Source organism: Anaeromyxobacter sp. SG64 (assembly GCF_022690745.1).
Taxonomy (GTDB): domain Bacteria; phylum Myxococcota; class Myxococcia; order Myxococcales; family Anaeromyxobacteraceae; genus Anaeromyxobacter; species Anaeromyxobacter soli.
On record NZ_JALCZB010000048.1, the window covers coordinates 17705 to 32822 of the forward strand.

Annotated in this window: 18 protein-coding genes; 13 read left to right on the top strand and 5 right to left on the bottom strand. The window is 74.0% G+C overall.

Features of this window, described 5'->3' with window-relative positions; translation table 11 throughout:
* The first annotated feature begins 30 nt into the window (after positions 1-30).
* The gene (locus tag MNZ29_RS14800) at positions 31-717 is read left to right on the top strand and encodes a GNAT family N-acetyltransferase (RefSeq protein ID WP_242355684.1); all 687 of its coding nucleotides are present in this window, start codon (positions 31-33) and stop codon (positions 715-717) included.
* On the opposite strand, the gene MNZ29_RS14805 is transcribed toward MNZ29_RS14800, so the two are convergent.
* From MNZ29_RS14805 to MNZ29_RS14825, 5 genes are all read right to left on the bottom strand, one after another.
* Positions 617-1408: an inositol monophosphatase family protein gene (locus tag MNZ29_RS14805; protein WP_242339397.1), complete on the bottom strand. Its 792-nt coding sequence runs from the start codon at positions 1406-1408 to the stop codon at positions 617-619. The genes MNZ29_RS14800 and MNZ29_RS14805 overlap by 101 nt on opposite strands.
* Before the next feature lie 99 nt (positions 1409-1507).
* The gene (locus MNZ29_RS14810) at positions 1508-3040 is read right to left on the bottom strand and encodes an acetyl-CoA hydrolase/transferase family protein (protein ID WP_242339395.1); all 1533 of its coding nucleotides are present in this window, start codon (positions 3038-3040) and stop codon (positions 1508-1510) included.
* Between the two features lie 148 nt (positions 3041-3188).
* Positions 3189-5768: a 1-acyl-sn-glycerol-3-phosphate acyltransferase gene (locus MNZ29_RS25000; RefSeq protein WP_242355686.1), complete on the bottom strand. Its 2580-nt coding sequence runs from the start codon at positions 5766-5768 to the stop codon at positions 3189-3191.
* Positions 5769-5796: 28 nt separating this feature from the next.
* Positions 5797-6546 (bottom strand): HEAT repeat domain-containing protein, encoded by a 750-nt coding sequence (locus tag MNZ29_RS14820; protein WP_242339392.1) that lies wholly within the window; start codon positions 6544-6546, stop codon positions 5797-5799.
* 22 nt (positions 6547-6568) lie between these two features.
* Positions 6569-7537 carry a DnaJ C-terminal domain-containing protein gene (locus tag MNZ29_RS14825; protein ID WP_242339389.1) on the bottom strand — a complete coding sequence of 323 codons (969 nt, stop codon included), beginning with the start codon at positions 7535-7537 and terminating at the stop codon, positions 6569-6571.
* A gap of 99 nt (positions 7538-7636) precedes the next feature.
* Between MNZ29_RS14825 and MNZ29_RS14830 the strand changes: the two genes are divergently transcribed.
* From MNZ29_RS14830 to recO, 12 genes are all read left to right on the top strand, one after another.
* The gene (locus MNZ29_RS14830) at positions 7637-8290 is read left to right on the top strand and encodes a hypothetical protein (RefSeq protein ID WP_242339387.1); all 654 of its coding nucleotides are present in this window, start codon (positions 7637-7639) and stop codon (positions 8288-8290) included.
* 1 nt (position 8291) lies between these two features.
* Positions 8292-8768, top strand: coding sequence for a ribosomal protein S18-alanine N-acetyltransferase (gene rimI, locus MNZ29_RS14835; RefSeq protein ID WP_242339385.1), 477 nt, complete (start codon positions 8292-8294; stop codon positions 8766-8768).
* Between the two features lie 63 nt (positions 8769-8831).
* Positions 8832-9923, top strand: coding sequence for a quinone-dependent dihydroorotate dehydrogenase (locus MNZ29_RS14840; protein WP_242355688.1), 1092 nt, complete (start codon positions 8832-8834; stop codon positions 9921-9923).
* A 193-nt stretch (positions 9924-10116) separates the two neighbouring features.
* Positions 10117-10581: a hypothetical protein gene (locus MNZ29_RS14845; RefSeq protein ID WP_242339381.1), complete on the top strand. Its 465-nt coding sequence runs from the start codon at positions 10117-10119 to the stop codon at positions 10579-10581.
* A gap of 2 nt (positions 10582-10583) precedes the next feature.
* A complete protein-coding gene (locus tag MNZ29_RS14850) occupies positions 10584-10919 on the top strand; it encodes a phasin family protein (protein WP_242355690.1) in 336 nt (111 codons plus the stop codon).
* Positions 10916-11614 carry a lytic transglycosylase domain-containing protein gene (locus tag MNZ29_RS14855; protein WP_242339377.1) on the top strand — a complete coding sequence of 233 codons (699 nt, stop codon included), beginning with the start codon at positions 10916-10918 and terminating at the stop codon, positions 11612-11614. The genes MNZ29_RS14850 and MNZ29_RS14855 overlap by 4 nt, the downstream gene beginning before the upstream one ends.
* 50 nt (positions 11615-11664) lie before the next feature.
* Complete coding sequence (locus MNZ29_RS14860; RefSeq protein ID WP_242339375.1) at positions 11665-12297, top strand: radical SAM protein; 633 nt, start codon at positions 11665-11667, stop codon at positions 12295-12297.
* A 50-nt stretch (positions 12298-12347) separates the two neighbouring features.
* A complete protein-coding gene (locus tag MNZ29_RS14865) occupies positions 12348-12977 on the top strand; it encodes a hypothetical protein (RefSeq protein ID WP_242339373.1) in 630 nt (209 codons plus the stop codon).
* Positions 12978-12988: 11 nt separating this feature from the next.
* A complete protein-coding gene (locus MNZ29_RS14870; protein WP_242339371.1) occupies positions 12989-13477 on the top strand; it encodes a hypothetical protein in 489 nt (162 codons plus the stop codon).
* Positions 13477-14229 carry a tetratricopeptide repeat protein gene (locus tag MNZ29_RS14875; RefSeq protein WP_242339369.1) on the top strand — a complete coding sequence of 251 codons (753 nt, stop codon included), beginning with the start codon at positions 13477-13479 and terminating at the stop codon, positions 14227-14229. Before MNZ29_RS14870 ends, MNZ29_RS14875 begins: the two co-directional genes overlap by 1 nt.
* A 3-nt stretch (positions 14230-14232) precedes the next feature.
* Complete coding sequence (locus MNZ29_RS14880) at positions 14233-14661, top strand: helix-turn-helix transcriptional regulator (protein WP_242339367.1); 429 nt, start codon at positions 14233-14235, stop codon at positions 14659-14661.
* A gap of 57 nt (positions 14662-14718) precedes the next feature.
* A partial coding sequence (gene recO, locus MNZ29_RS14885) for a DNA repair protein RecO (protein ID WP_242355692.1) occupies positions 14719-15118 on the top strand: 400 nt, incomplete at its 3' end.

Genomic DNA, 15118 nt, shown 5'->3' on the forward strand with positions numbered 1-15118 from the left:
CGCGAGCGCCCGGCTCGCTAGGGAGCCGGGATGCCACCCGCTCGCGCCCCGAGGCCCCCCGCCGCGAAGCTCGAGATCCATCCGGCCACGCCGGCGCGCTTCGCGGACCTCGAGCGGCTCTTCGGGCCGCGCGGTGCGTGCGCCGGATGCTGGTGCATGTGGTGGCGCGTGCCGCGCGCAGAGTTCGAGGCCGGGAAGGGGGAGGGGAACCGGCGCGCGCTCGCGGCGTACGTCGCGGCCGGGCGCGTCGCCGGGCTGCTCGCCTACGACGGCGCCGTCCCCGTCGGGTGGGTCGCCGTGGAGCCTCGCGCGGCCTACCCGCGGCTGGCGCGCTCGCGGAACCTCGCGCCGGTGGACGCGCGGCCGGTCTGGTCGATCACCTGCTTCTTCGTGGCGCGCTCTCACCGGCGCCGCGGCGTGACCCGCGCGCTCGTCGAGGCGGCGGCGGCCCATGCCCGCGCGCACGGCGCGCCGGCGATCGAGGCGTACCCGGTGGACTCGAGCGCGCGGCTCGGCGACGCGTTCCTCTACACCGGGGCGGCCTCCACGTTCGAGGCGCTCGGGTTCGAGGAGGTCGCGCGCCGCAGCCCGACGCGCCCGGTCGTGCGGCTCGAGCTCAGCGCCCGCCGAGCGCCCGCAGCACGTGATCGTGCACGAGCCCGTTCGACAGGACGCAGCTCCCCGACGCGACCGTCGGGTGCCCGTCGAGGTCGGTGAACCTGCCGCCTGCCTCCTCGGCGAGCACCGGCAACGGCCCGAGATCCCAGATCTGCACGCCCGCCTCGATCCAGGCCTCGGCCTTCCCCTGCAGCACCAGGGCGGCGCCGGCCAGATCGCCGTAGCAGCGGGCGCACTGCGCGCTCGTCGCGAGCGCGGCGACCCGCTCCAGCATCGGCGGGCGGAACAGCACGTGCGGCTCGCCGAGCGAGAGCGTGGAGTCCTCCCACGCCCCGATCTTCGACACCTGGAGGCGCAGCGGCGCGCCGTCGCCGGCCCGCAGCCAGGCGCCCTTCCCGCGGGCGGCCCAGTAGGTCTCCCCGAGCGCGGGCAGGGCCATGGCGCCGGCCACGACCGCGCCCTCGTGCTCGAGCGCCACGAGCGGGCCCCAGAAGCCCCGCCCGCGGGTGAAGCCCTTGGTCCCGTCGATCGGATCCACGATCCAGCGGGTGCCCGCGGCGCCCGCGTGCGCTCCGGTCTCCTCGCCGAGGAAGGCGTGGTCCGGGAACGCCGCGCGGACGACGGCGAGGATCGCGGCCTCGGACTCGCGATCGGCGGCGGTGACGGGGGTGCGATCGGGCTTCACCTCCACGCGCACGCCGCGCCGGAAGTGGGCGAGGCTCGCCTCCGTGGCCGCCTCCACCGCGCGCCGCGCGGTCGTCATCGCAAGGTCGAGATCGAGCTCGGGCATGGCGGGAGATTAGGCGGGGGCGGGGGCGCGGACCGATAAAAAAGAGCGGCGGTCCCGGGGGACCGCCGCTCGTCGGCACGACGGGGGTGGGGCGCGCGACTACTTCTTCGGGCGCATGTCCCCGGTCTTGAGGTACCGGGTGTGGAACGAGAACGCCTCGTCCAGCATGTGCGGCGAGTGCAGGCCGGCGCTCGGGTTCTTCATCGACCGGTTGTAGTAGTCCCACAGGATCGGGCGGAACTCCGGGTGGGCGCACTTCTCGATGATCTCCTTCGCCTTCTGCTTCGGGCTCTTCCCGCGCAGGTCGGCGAAGCCGTACTCGGTCACGATGCCGCTCACGTCGTGCTCGGTGTGATCGATGTGCGACGCGAAGGGCACGATGGCGGAGATCTTCCCGCCCTTGGCCACCGACGGAGACATGAAGATGGTGTACGCCGAGTTGCGGGCGAAGTCGGCCGAGCCGCCGATGCCGTTCTCGATGCCCTTGCCCACGATGTGCGTCGAGTTCACGTGGCCGTAGATGTCGGCCTCGACGAACCCGTTCATCGCGATGCAGCCGAGGCGGCGGATGACCTCGGGGTGGTTGGACACGTCCTGCGGGCGCAGGATGATCTGCTTGCGGTAGCGCTCGATGTTCTTGTTGAAGCGCTCCTGGCCGGCCGGGGAGACCGAGAACGCCGTCGCCGAGGCGATGCGGAGCTTGCCGGAGTCGAGCAGGTCGAGCATGCCGTCCTGGATGACCTCGGTGTAGCTCGTCATGTTCTCGAAGTGTCCCTCGTTGAGGCCGACGAGAACGGCGTTCGCGATGTTGCCGACGCCCGACTGCAGCGGCGTGAGGCTCTTCGGGAGCCGGCCGCCCTTCACCTCGCCGTCGAGGAAGTCGAGGATGTGCTGGGCGATGCGCTTGTGGTCGGCCTCGGGCGCCTTGAACGGCGCGTTGCGGTCCGGGTAGCTCGACATCACCACCGCGACGACCTTCGAGACGTCGAGGTTGTAGTGCGGGGTGCCGACGCGGTCGTCCGCCTTGAGGACGGGGATCGGAATGCGATCACCGTGCTTGCCGGGGACGGAGAGGACGTCGTGCATCCCCTCGAGCCGCTCGTCCTGCCACTCGCTCACCTCGAGGATGATCTTCTCCGCCGTCTCGAGGTACGCGGTGTTCGCGCCGACCGACGACGAGAAGATGACCGAGCCGTCCTCGCGGATCTTGGTGACCTCGACGAGGGCGAAGTCGATCTTGTTGTCCGGCCGACCGTAGTAGCCGTACCGGACGAGCGACCCGGCGTGGCTGAGGTGCATGTCCTGGTACTCGATGACGCCCGCGTTGAACTTCTCGCGCATGACGGCGTCGCCGTTGTACGGGAAGCGGAAGCTGACCGCCTCCGTCAGGCCCATCACCTGGTCGAGCTCGGGGCCCGTGGAGGCACCCGTGAGCAGGCTCACCTTGAACGGCTTGCCCTTGAGGCGCTCGTCGACGGCGCGCTTCGCGAGCGCGATCGGGACGGCCTTCGGGTAGCCGGCGCCGGTGAAGCCGCTGGCGCCTAGGACTGCGCCGCTGGGGATCAACGCGGCGGCGGCCTCGGCGGACATCACCTTCGCCTTCAGGCCCTTGTGCTGGATGCGGTCCGACATTCGATCAGCCTCCTGGGTATCGTCCGTCACGCAGGACGAGGCTCGGTACGACTCCGGGTGCTGCGGCAGAGCTGCGCGGATTTAGCTGCGCGGGTGGAGGCGAAGGTTACCGCGCTCGATGTAGGCTGGGAAGAGACCCCGGCCCAAATCACGCGGCAGTATGCCGAGTTATCCCGTCCACGATCGCCCGCAACGACGCGCCGTCCGCGTCGGCGAGGCGAAGCTTTCCCGCCTCCTCGGCGATGACGCCCTGCGTCGCGAGCCACTCGATCGCGTTCTCGAGCGTGGCCTTCGACAGGGATTCGCGGAGCTGGATCTCCCCGGAAAGAAAGGCCGCGCGACCCCGCTCGAGCGCCTCGCGCACCAGCGCGCGCCGGTCCGGCGCGGCGGCTGGCGCGCCGGCTGCCGGGGAGAGGACGGAGAGCGCCGTCGCCGCCGCCAGGCGATAGGCCTCCAGGTAGGCCCGCAGGAGCTCCGCGAGGAACGCGAGGAGCTCCGGCTCGGATCCCGGCCGCACCCGGTCGCCGTCCCGCGTCACGGCCCCGACGCGGGCGAGGAAGGCGAGGTTCTGCTGGAGGATCTCCTCCGGCGCCGAGCCGACCTGGTACATGAACTCGAGCTTGAAGAGGCGCGACAGCCACAGGGCGCGCTGGCGCAGGACGAGGAGAGGGGCCTCCCCGCCCTCGGCCCGGAGGGCGGCGGCGACCACCGCGGGCGCCACGAACCGGTGGATGACCGCGTTGCGGTGGTAGTCGAGCACCGGACGCTTCTCGTCGGGGACGAGGTAGATGGTATCGCCGGCCGCCACCTCGATGCGCACCGTCCCGCCGAGCGCGAGCCGCCGCACCGCGTCCGCGATCGCGCCCGGCTGGCGCGGATCCGACGGCGCCCCCGCCAGGTCGCGGCCGAAGCGCGCGCCCCCCTCGGCCGCCATGTAGCGGAGGAGCTCGATGCGGCGCGCGAACTCCGCCGCGGTCATGCCGCGCCGCCCGTGCGACAGGAGCGTCGCGGCCACGAGGCCCACCGGCGTGATCGTGACCGCCCGGCTGATCCCGTAGGCGACGCGGTTCGTGAGCGCCTGGACGAGGGCGCGCTTCCCCTCGCCGGGGGCGCCGCGCGCGACCCGCTCCCCCTCGCCGCCCCAGGCGTCGTCCACCGCGAGCGTGGCGGCGCCCTGGCCGAGCCGCTCCGACGCGACCTCGCGCAGCGAGATCGGCTCCTCGAACTGCACGTACAGCCGCTCGTACCGGCGGAAGAGCACGGTCGCCGCGCCCAGGAGCCCGCGGAGGCTCTCCTTCTGCTTCTCGGCCCCGGAGAGCTCGCGCACGTAGCTCGAGGCCTCGATGAGCTTCTCGTAGTCGATCGCGATCGGGACGAAGAGGATGTCGTCGGCCGCGCCGTCGAGCCAGGCGTCGACCTCCATCGAGACCAGGCCGCTCTTCGGGGGGAGGAGCTTCCCGGTCCGGCTCCGGCCGCCCTCGACGTAGAACTCCTGCGGGAACCGGTCGCGCAGGAGGTGCTTCACGTAGGCGCGCAGGACCGCGGTGTAGATGCGATCGCCCTTCACCTTGCGGCGGATGAAGAACGCGCCGCCGCGCCGCGCGATCGGGCCGAACGGCCAGAAGGAGAGGTTGATGCCGGCCGCGACGTGCGGCGGCGTCATGCCGTGCTCGTACAGGAGCCAGGAGACGACGAGGTAGTCCACGTGGCTCTTGTGGCTCGGGCACAGCACCACGGGCGCCTCGGCCGCGGCGCGCTTCAGGCGCGCGAGCCCCGCCTCGTCCACCTCGACGCTGCGGTAGAGCCGGCCGAACATCCAGGCGAGGAGCCCGCGCAAGAAGCCGACGAACGTCGGGTCGTAGCGGCTCGCGATCTCCTTCAGGTCCTTCTCCGCCTCCGCCACGAGCGCGGTCGACGGACGGCCGGTCTCGGCCGCCACCGCCTCGATGGTGGCGCGCAGCGTGCGATCCCGCAGCACCTTCTCGCGCACGCGGGAGGGCGCCTTGAGCGGCGGCCCCACCACGGTGCGGAACACGCGCGCGAGGTGCTGGTGGAGGGCGCCGCGGATCTTGCGGGCCACGATCGCGTCCGGCTCGTCGGGGCGCTCGCGCAGGTGGGCCTGCAGGTCGAGCGGCCGGCCCACGTCGAAGAGCGCGCGCCGGAAGTTCCGCAGGAAGCCGACCGCGTTCGCGAACGCGCTCGGCGCCTCCGGCGAGCCGTAGAGGAGATCCCAGAAGGACGGCTTCAGCTTCTGCGCCCGGCGGCTCCAGACGAGCAGGACGGGGACGAGGAACACCGGCTGGAAGAGGTCGCGCTGGATGCGCACCAGCGCGGCGAAGGGATCCTTCTCGGTGGGCCGGCCGAGGAACAGCAGGCTCGCGTCGCCCGTCGCGAGCGCGTCCTCGAACGCGCGCCGGCTGCGGCGCACGCGCGCGATCCTGCCGAAGAAGCCCGGGAAGCCCTGCGCCGCGCGGAGCGTCGGCAGCCCGAGCCGCCGCAGGAACCAGCGCAGGTAGAGGAAGTTGAGCAGCCCCGGCGACCGCATCACGAAGACGAGGCTGCCCCGGGCCGCGAGCGCCTGCAGCTCGGCCCCGGCGTCGCGCGAGACGCGCACCGGCTCGAACCAGCGCGAGAGGAACGTGCGGGGGGGCTCGGGAGCGGGCGGCGCAGGACTGGCGGGCGCGGCGCCGGAGGGCCGCCCGTTCGGAGGTGACTCCTGTACGTCCACGGAGCGAGTGTAACCCGGGCGGGGCGGCTCAGCCGCGCTTCTTCACGCGTCCTTCGCGGTCGAGGAAGAACGGCTCGACGAGCAGGGCCTCCACGCTCGGTCGGTGCCCCTTCACGTCCGCGCCGAGGTGCGCGAGCGCCTCGAGCACCTCTCCGCGCACGCGGGCGTTGTCGCGATCCCGGAGGAGGAGCTGGATGAGCGCGTCGCGGCTCGCCTCGCCCGGCGCGAGGCGGGCGATGGCGCGCGCCGCGCCGATGCGCACGTCATCCGAGAAGTCCTCGAGCAGCGGCAGGAGCGCGCCCTCGATCTCCGCGCCCGTCGCGCCGGGGTGGTGCTCGACGAGCCAGGTGAGGAGGACGAGCTTCTTCTCCGGGTCGCGGGTGTACTCGCGCCCGAGCCGGGCGAGCTCGCGCACCACGACCTCGACGAGCCGGTCCGGGGGCACGATGTCCGCGAGCGCCCGCAGGCCCCAGGCGATGCCGCTCTCCTGCTCGCGCACGAACGCCTCGAGCGGACCGACCGCGGCCTCCTTCGCGTCGGCGAGGATCCGGTGAGCGGTCTCCTTCTCCTCGTCGTCGGTGATGCCCGGCTCGGCCCTCACCGTGAAGCGCAGGCACAGCGTCGAGAGCGCGCCGGGCGTGCCCATGTCGCCGAGCTGCTGGATCGCCTTCTGCCGGTTCTCGGGCGGCCCGTAGCGCTCCGTCACGCGCTTCGCGAGCTTCTTCAGCGCGCCGCGCTCCCGTTCCTCCTTCGAGCCGAACAGATCGAAGAGTCCCATCCATCCTCCGTGGGGCGAGGTTCTACAACGAGATCCCCGCCCGCGGATCCTCCTCGTACAGGGCTTCGAGCGGCTCGACCGCCTTCCGGAGCGCGTCCGAGGCCCGGGGGAGGACCACCTGGACCACCGCGTACAGGTCGCCGCGCGAGCCGTGCCGCAGGTCGGGGAGCCCCTTGCCGCGCAGCCGCAGCCGCGTCCCCGTCTGCGCGCCGGGAGGGACGCGGAGGCGGACCGGGCCCTCGAAGGTCGGGAGCGTCACCTCTGCGCCGCGCACCGCCTCGGGGACCGTGACGGGGAGGTCGATGTAGAGGTCCTTCCCCTCGCGCCGGACGTGCGGGTGGTCCTGGAGCTTCACCTTGAGGTAGAGGTCCCCGGCCGGGCCTCCGTGCGCGCCGGGGCCGCCCTGGCCCGCGAGCCGGATCTGCGACCCGTCGGTCACGCCGGCCGGGATCTTCACCCGGAGCGTCCGCCCGTCGAGGCGCAGGTCCCGCTCCGCGCCGAGCACCGCGTCTCGCAGCGGGATCTCGATCTCGGCCTCGGCGCTCGCGCCGGAGGAGGGGATCGGGCCGCGGCGGACCCGGCCGTGCGCGCGGGGCCCGCCCGCGCCGCCGAAGAGGTCTCCGAAGATGGAGCCGAAGTCGAACGCCCCGTAGTCGCCGACATTCACGGTGCTGAAGTCGCCGAAGTCGAACGGCATCCCGCCGGGCGGCGCTCCCTCGCGCTTCCAGCGCCGGTACTCCGCGGCCCGCTTCTCGTCGAAGCCGGTGCGCAGCGCGTCGGCGCCGAACTCGTCGTAGAGCTTGCGCCGCTTGGGATCGGAGAGCACCTCGGAGGCCGCGGTCACCTCCTTGAACTTCTCCTCCGCATCCTTGTTCCCAGGGTTCACGTCGGGGTGGTACTTCTTCGCGAGCTTCCGGTACGCCTTCTTGATCTCCTCGGCGCTCGCGCCCCTCGGGACGCCCAGGATCTCGTAGAGGTCGCGCTGTGGCACGCCGGGAACGTAACGCGTCCGGAGGGGGCGTCAATGCACGGCCGCTCCGGAGCGCCGCGGCGTCGCGCCGCCCCGGCCCCTCGCACTACAATGGGGCACATGCTCTCGCTCGTCGCCGCGACGCTCCTCGCCGCCGCCCCTCCGGCGGCCGCCCCCCGCGTCGTGGAGGAGATCGTCGCCGTCGTGCGGAACCCGGCCGGTGCCCCGCCGCGGGTCGTGACGCTGACGAAGCTCGCCGAGGAGGCGCGCATCGCGCTCGTCTCGCGCGGCGCCGCGGCGGCCGCCACCCGTCCCCTCGACGCGGAGGCCCTCCGGGCGGCGCTCGACTGGCTCCTCGATCAGATGCTCCTCGCGGACGAGGCGGCGCGGCTCGGGCTCGACGGGGTGGAGCGCGAGGCGGTGGCGGCCGCGCTCTCCCGGTTCCGCGCGCAGGTGGGCCCGGCCGAGGCGTACGCGCGGTTCCTGGCGGAGTCGGAGCTGACGGAGGAGGAGCTCTCCGTCACGCTGGCGCGCATGGTGAGGGTCGAGCGCTACGTCCAGAGCCGGGTGGGCCGCGCGGCGCGGGTGGGCGACGAGGAGGTGGACCGCTGGCTCGCGGAGCACGGCGCGGCCGGCGCGGCCGGGCCGGCGCGCGACGCGGCGCGCGCGCAGCTCGAGGAGGAGCGGGCGCGGGGGCAGGTGCGCGAGCTCGTGGCGGAGCTCCGCGCGCGGGCGGACGTGAGGATCCTCCACGTCGAGCGGAAGGACGGGTAGCGTGCGGCGTCCCGTCGACTCGCAGGGGTGGCTCGAGTTCCGGCGGATGCAGCCGGAGGATCTCGATCGCGTGGTCGACATCGAGCGGGCCGGGTTCCGCAACCCGTGGTCGCGCGAGCTGCTCGCGCGCGAGCTCGACCATGCGTGGTCGCACATCGTGCTCGCGGTGGACCGCGACGCGGGCGCGGAGCGGGTGCTCGGCTACATCGTGTTCTGGCTCGTCCACGACGAGATCCACGTCCTGAACATCGCGACGGCGCTCGAGGCGCGGCGGCGCGGCGTCGGCCGGGCCCTCATGCTCGAGGCGCACGGCGCGGGGAAGGCGCGGGGCGCCACCGTCGCGACGCTGGAGGTTCGCCGCTCGAACGCGGCGGCGCTGGAGCTCTACCGTTCCCTCGGCTATCGGCAGGTGGGGGTTCGGCCGAACTACTACCAGGAGGAGGGCGAGGACGCGATCGTGATGATCCTCGACCTCTGACGCGCCACGGCGTGGGAAGGCGCTCGCATCCTCTCCCGCCATCGAGTATCTCTCGCCCCCCGGATGATCTGGCCCGCCCTGCGCTGGACCCTGTTCCACCTCGATCCTGAGCAAGCCCACCGGCTCGCGCACGCCGCGCTTCACCGGGTGACGCCCGGGCTCGCGCGCCTGCGCCGGCCGAAGGTTCCCCCCGAGCTGCACGTCTCCTGCCTCGGCCTCGAGTTCGACGGCCCCATCGGCCTGGCCGCCGGCTTCGACAAGGGCGACGCGTCGATCGCGGGGCTCTTCGCGCTCGGCTTCTCGCACGTCGAGATCGGCACCATCACCCCGCGCCCGCAGCCGGGGAACGAGCCGCCGCGCCTGTTCCGCCTCGTCGAGCACCGCGCCCTCATCAACCGCATGGGGTTCAACAACGCCGGCGCCGAGGAGTGTGCGCGGCGGCTCGCCCGCGTGCCCCCCGCCGCGCGGATGGGGCCGGTCGGCGTGAACGTTGGCAAGAACAAGACGACGCCGAACGAGGACGCCGCGGCGGACTACCTCGCCTGCATCGAGCGGCTCCACGCCCACGCCGACTACCTCGTCGTCAACATCTCGTCTCCGAACACGCCGGGCCTCCGCCAGCTCCAGGAGCGCGAGCAGCTCGACGCGCTGCTGCGCGCGTGCGTGGGGCGCCTGCGCGAGCTCGCGCCCGGGAAGCCGCTCCTCGTGAAGCTCGCGCCGGACCTCTCGCCCACCGCGCTCGACGAGGCGGTGGACGTGGCCATCGAGGCGGGCGTGTCCGGGATCGTGGCGACGAACACGACCCTCTCCCGCGCGGGCGTCGAGCGCCACCCGCGCGCCACCGAGGCGGGCGGGCTCTCGGGGGCGCCGCTCGGGCCGCTCGCGACGACCGTCGTCCGGCGCTGCTATGCGCGCGCGGCGGGGCGGGTCCCCATCGTGGGCGCGGGCGGCGTGATGAGCGCCGAGGACGCGTACGCGAAGATCCGGGCGGGGGCGGCGCTCGTGCAGGTCTACACGGGCCTCGTTTACGGCGGGCCCGGCTTCGTGCGCCGGCTGAACGACGGGCTCGCGAAGCTCCTCGCGCGAGACGGCTTCCGCTCCGTCGCGGAGGCCGTCGGCGCCGACCACAGGCCGGGCGAGCGGGCGAGCGTCTGACCTATCCCTAGGTGTGGTGCCGACCCTCCAGGGGCAATTTCCCCTGGCAGGAGAGGGGCCACACATGTAGGGTCGATCGGTCCGGAGCACCGACTGGGTCGTTTGACGTGTGCTGACGCGACGCGTTACCTGGATGCTGTCGCGGGGGTTTGCCTGCTCCCTGGAACCCACCGACCGCCCAGGAGGACGACCAATGACCGAAGCTCAGAAGACGGACAACGGGAAGCTGAAGGTGCCGGAGTTCCTGCGAGAGCCGCTCGTCGCGGCGCAGGCGCGCATCGGGCTCATCGAGGAGGAGGCGCAGCGGGTTCTCAAGGACCTGGTGGTCCGGGGCCGCGCCGGAAGGAAGGACATCGAGGAGATCGTTCACCGCCTGTCGCGGCAGGACTTCTCGCTGCCCGAGGTGAGGCAGCGGCTCGAGAAGCTGCGCGACCAGGGCGCCGAGCGCGCCGCCGAGTGGCGCGACCGGGCCGAGTCGTTCCGGTCGGAGGCGCTGGAGCGGATGCTCGACCTGCAGTCGCGCGCGGTGCAGTTCCTCGGCGTCGCGACGCGCGACGAGGTCCAGGAGCTCTCGCGCGAGCTCGAGAAGCTCGCGAAGCGCTTCGAGAAGAAGGGCGCGCGCCGCGCCAGGCGGGCGAAGTCGCCCGAGGGGACTTAGGGATGCCGGACCTGCAGGAGATCTTCAAGGACGCCTGGTCCCACGCGCTCGCCGGCGTCAACGCCGCCGAGCAGGAGGCCGAGAAGGTGTTCGCGCGCGTCGCCGACGTGGCGGGCTTCTCGCCCGAGGACGTCCGGCGCCACGCGCGCGAGTTCGGCGAGCGGCTCGTCGCCCAGCGACGGGAGGTCGAGCGGACCCTCGACGACGCGATTCGCCGCGCCACGAGCCGGTTCCGCGTCCCCTCGCGCGAGGATCTCGACCAGCTCGAGAAGCGGCTCGAGGCCATCGCCGCGCGGGTGGAGGCGCTCGCCCAGGAGAAGGAGAAGAGCGCGCCGTGACCCCGCCGCGCCTCCACGGGCTCGTCGGAGCCGCGATCGCGGTCGGCCTCGCGGCCGCCGCGGTCGCGTTCCCGGGCGAGCTCGCGGAGGGGCCGCGGCAGCTCCTGCCCGCCGAGCCGGGGCCGGCGGCGTGCCTTTTGGGCTGCGACGCCGTCGGGTCCGCGGTCGGGCGGATCGAGCGGCAGCTCGGGGCCGAGATGCCGTCCCTCGGCGCGGACCGCCGCGGCGCGCTCGCCCGGACCATCGTGGCGGAGGCGCAGGCAGCCCGCATCGACCCGCTGCTGGTCCTCGCGCTCATCGAGGTCGAGTCGTCGTTCGACCCGCGCGCGCTCTCCGGCGCGGGCGCCCGGGGGCTCATGCAGCTCCGCGAGCCCACGATGCGCCGCGAGCTCCAGCGCGCCGGGCTCCTCCACCTCGACCTGCACGACCCGGCCGCCAACGTGGTCGCGGGCGTGCGCTACCTCCGCCGGCTGCTCGACGCGTTCGGCCGCGAGGAGGTCGCGCTCATGGCTTACAACGCCGGGCCGAACCGGATCCTCGGCTACCTGCGCGAGGGGGAGATCCCCGCGCGGTTCCACGCCTACCCGCGCCGCGTGCAGGCCCTGCACCGGAAGCTGCGGCGCAGCGCCGGGGGGACCGCCGTCGTCGCCGCCGCACCGCTCGCCGTGGCGCGCGTCCCGGTGGCCGCGGAGTAGCCGCTCGCGGGCGTGACCTCCCGCCCCGGAACGGTTAAGGATGGCCCGCCATGCGGGTCGACGAGATCTTCTTCAGCCTCCAGGGGGAGGGGACGCGAGCGGGGCGGCCCTGCGCGTTCGTCCGCTTCACCGGCTGCGATCTGCGCTGCGGCTACTGCGACACCACCTACGCGTTCCAGGGCGGGCGCGACATGACGCGCCAGGAGATCCTCGCCGCGCTCGGTCGTTACCCGACGCGCTTCGTGTGCCTGACCGGCGGCGAGCCGATGCTCCAGCGCGAGCTGCCCGAGCTCGCGCGCGCGCTCCTCGAGGGCGGGTACGAGGTCGCCGTGGAGACGCACGGGCAGCGGCCGCTCGAGGCGCTCCCGGCCGAGGCGATCCGCATCGTGGACGTGAAGACGCCCGGCTCGGGCGAGGAGGCGCGGGACCTCGCCTACCTCGACCGGCTGCGCGCGCACGACGAGGTGAAGTTCGTCGTCTGCTCGGAGGCGGACTACCGCTGGTCGGTCGAGGTCGTGCGCCGGCACCGGCTCGAGGGGCGGGCCGCGCTGCTGTTCTCGCCGGCGTGGGGCCAGGTCGCGCCGCGGGACCTCGCGCGCTGGATCCTCGAGGACGGGCTCGACGCCCGGCTCTCCCTCCAGATCCACAAGGTGATCTGGGGTCCCGACGCGCGCGGCGTGTAGGCGCGCGCTTTCTTGACCTGGGCGGCGGGCCGGGGCTAACAAGTCTGCGGATGCGTCCCTTCGCCCTCGCGCTCGCCGCGGCCGCGCTCGCGACGGCGCCGCCTGCCGCCGCCGAGCCGTCCCTCACCCTGAACGGCGTCGCGATCGACGGCGTCACGAGCCAGCGCTTCGAGAACGCGACGGTCGTCATCGACGCGCAGGGGAACGTCCACATCGAGGCGAAGGGCTACACGGTGCGCGTCGCCGGCGAGGCCACGACCCCGGCCGCCGCGGCCGTGCCTCCCCCCGCCCCCGAGGCCGGCGCCGCCGGCGCGCCCGCGCGGGTGACCCGGCGCTACTTCCTCGCGGCGGAGCACCCGGCCCCCTCCGGCCCGCAGTACGACCTCGCGATCTTCATCAACGCTCAGTGGATCCGGGAGGTGAAGGCGAACGAGCCGCAGGTGGTCATGGAGGTCACGCGCTACCTGCGCCCCGGAGCGAACCGCGTCGTGCTCGCGCCCACGCGGCGGAGCCCGGGCGACCAGCCCGCCGGCTCGCGCGAGGTGGCGCTCAGGGTGGTCATCGGCGAGGGGAACGTCGGCGGCGACCACGTGATGATCGACAACCCGCTCCTCGAGATGACGCGCAGCGCGGCGGACCTCGAGGACCGACCCGAGGAGCACGTCCTCGTGGCGCGCTGACAGGGGGCCACGTGTTCACTGCGGAGCCGAGCCTCAGCTGGGTCCAGACGACGCGCGAGCAGATCGTCGCGGTGGTGGAGAGCATCAACCAGGCGCAGGTGTCGATCCCTGGCAAGGCGGCGCAGGCCGTCTCCGCCCACCTGTGCGGGCTGCGCAACCCGAACGGCTCGTTCTCGATCTACGTCGCGCTCCACCTCCAGAAGTCCGGCGAGAACGTCGTCTACCTCCCCTCGCGGCGGCAGCTCACGACCGCGGACGAGTACCGCGAGATCGAGCTCGAGGGGCTGCAGTTCCTCGAGTCGATGGGCTTCATGCTCGACAACCTGAACTTCCGTAACCTCGCCGCGGACGTGCAGGAGCAGGTGCTCCGCCGCGTCCCGCTGTTCTCGCCGCCGCGCGCTCCCGCGGCCTCCGCGCCCTCCGCTTCGCCCGGGGCGCCCGGCGCGACCTCCGCCGCGCCCGACGCCGCCCGCGTGGCCCGCCTGCTCGCGTCCTTCTGATGACCCGATCTCTCGCCCTCGTCCTCCTCGCCGCGGCCGCGCTCGGCTGCGCTCACCGTCCGAGCGGCAAGCAGCGCCGCACCGCCGAGATCCACCACGACCTGGCGGTGGAGGCGTTCCGCGGCGGGCGGGCGCCCGACGCGCTCCGCGAGTACGACGCGGCGCTCGCGGTCGACCCCGGCTTTGCGGAGGCCCACCGCGGCCGCGGGCTGGTCCTCGACTTCGGGTTCGGCCGGCTCGACGAGGCCGAGCGCGCCTACCGCCGCGCGCTCGAGCTCCGGCCCGAGTACCCGGAGACGCACAACGATCTCGGCCAGCTCCTCGCGCGCACCGGCCGCTACGACGAGGCGCTGCGGGAGTTCGACCTCGCGCTCGGCGACATGACCTACCGCGAGCCGTACGTGGCGCGCTGCAACAAGGGCCAGGCGCTCTGGCGGATGGGGCGCCGGGAGGAGGGGCACGCCGAGCTCCGCGCGTGCCTCTCGCTCGCGCCGTCCTACTGCAAGGGGCGCCGGGACCTCGGGCGCATCTTCCTCGAGGAGGGCAAGATGACCGAGGCCGTCGAGGAGCTCGGCGCGTACGCGCGGAGCTGCGAGAAGACCCCCGACGCGCACCTCCAGCTCGGCCTCGCCCGCATGCGCGCGGGCGACCTCCCCGGCGCGCGCACCGCGTTCGAGCGCTGCGCCGAGCTCGCCCCCTCGAGCGCCGACGGCGAGGAGTGCCGCCGCAGCCTCACCCTGCTCGGCGAGTAGCCCGTGACCGATCCCGTCGACCCCACCGGAGCCGCCCCTCCCGACGTCCCCACCGACGACCCCGGCGCGTCCGCCGAGGAGCGGCTCGCCGCGTTCGGCCGCTGGCTCGCGCGGGAGCGCGAGCTGCGGGGCCTGTCCCGCGACGAGGTCACGCGCGCCACGAAGCTCGCGCCCGGCGTGGTCGAGGCGCTCGAGTCGGGCGAGGAGGCGCGCATGCCGCCGCGGGCGTACGTGGTCGGCTACCTCCGCAGCTACGCGATCGCGGCCGGCCTCGACGCGACCGAGGTGGTCCTCCGGTACGAGGAGGCGGCGGCCGCTTCCGCCGAGGCGGGCCCGCGCGGCGACGCGCGGGGAGTTCCCGCGGGCGCCTGGGTGGCGGCCGCCGTCGCGCTCGCCGCGGCGATCGCGGCGGCCATCGCCCTGCTGCGGTAGCGGCCGCGGCGCCCGGCGGGCCTGGCGCCCAGCCCGGTGAGGGGCTACGGTCCCTCCGTGCCGGATCGGCTGAAGCTCACCGCGCTCGTCCTGCGCGCCGTCGACTACGGCGAGTCGGACCGGATCGTGACGCTCCTCACGCACGAGCGGGGGAAGGTGTCCGCGTTCGCGCGCGCGGCCCGCGCGTCGCGCCGGAGGTTCGGCGGTGCGCTCGAGCCGTTCACGCTCGTCGCCGCGGAGGCGCGGGAGCGGGCCGGCTCGGACATGCTCGGGCTCGACTCCGTCGCGGTCCTGCGCGCGCACGGCGCGATCCGCGGCGACCTCGCCCGCATCGCCTGCGCCGGCTACGCCTCCGAGCTCGCGCGCGAGCTCGTGCGGGACCACGAGCCGCACGCCGAGCTCCTCGCCCTCCTCCTCGAGTACCTCGGCGCCCTCGACGCCGCGCCGGCGCGGCCGG